Below are 1,060 nucleotides of genomic sequence, written 5' to 3' on the forward strand. Positions count from 1 at the left end.
ACCGCGACGTGCGTGCCATGTATGCGCTGTTCGACGACCACGCCGCGACGGTCACCTTCCACCGCGTGCCCTACGACCATGCCGCGGCCGCGGCCGCCGTGCGCGCCGCCGGCCTGCCTGCGTTCTTCGCCGACCGGCTGGAGTTAGGGCGTTGAGCGCGGCCATCGCGCGGCCCGCCCGGAGCGCTGCATGAAGCTGCTCGCGCCCGGCACCGAGGTGGACGGCTTCGTCGTGCACGAATGCCTGCACGCGGGCGGCATGGCGCACGTGTACCGCGTGGGCTATGCAGGCGCCGCGCGCGACGCGGGCTTTCCGCTGGCGATGAAGATCCCGCGCATGACGGCGGGCGATGGCGCCGAGACCATCGTCGGCTTCGAGGTGGAGCTGCAGATCCTGCCCACGCTGAGCGGCAGCCACGTGCCGCGCTTCGTCGCCGCGGGCGACCTGGCGCGGCTGCCCTACCTGGTGATGGAATACATCGAAGGCCACACGCTGCAGCACTGGCTGGACCTGCCGCAGCCGCCGGACGCCACCACCGTGGCCCGACTGGGCGCGGCCATGGCGCACGCCGCGCACAGCCTGCACCAGCAGAACGTGTGCCACCTCGACCTCAAGCCCGCCAACGTGCTGCTGCGCGCGGACGGCAGCGCGGTGCTGCTGGATTTCGGCCTCTCGTGCCACGCGCACTACCCCGACCTGCTGGCCGAGGAGATGCGCGAGGCCGTGGGCTCGCCCGCCTGGATCGCGCCCGAGCAGGTGGTGGGCGTGCGCGGCGACCTGCGCAGCGACCTCTTCGCCATCGGCGTGATGCTGTACGAACTGGCCACGGGCGAGCTGCCCTTCGGTGCCCCCACCACGCGCGGCGGCCTGCGCCAGCGGCTGTGGATGACGCCCGCGCCGCCGCGTCGCCACCGGCCGCAGGTGCCCGAGTGGCTGCAGGAGATCATCCTGCGCTGCCTGGAGCCCGAGGCCGCGCAGCGCTATCCGTCGGCCGCGCACCTGGCCTTCGACCTGACGCACCCCGAGCAGGTGCCGGTCACCGAACGCGGCCGGCGCCTGC

At 73.5% G+C, this 1,060-nt stretch carries 1 protein-coding gene and 1 pseudogene; both read left to right on the forward strand.

Features of this window, described 5'->3' with window-relative positions; all coding sequences use genetic code 11:
* Positions 1–155 (forward strand): annotated as a pseudogene (locus tag AC27IQ_RS25485) (metallophosphoesterase family protein); the annotation flags it as partial.
* 34 nt (positions 156–189) lie between these two features.
* Positions 190–1,060, forward strand: an 871-nt coding sequence (locus AC27IQ_RS25490) for a serine/threonine-protein kinase (protein WP_487091294.1), incomplete at its 3' end; no start/stop codon positions are given.

It is taken from the genome of Acidovorax sp. KPB24-07 (genome assembly GCF_057543315.1).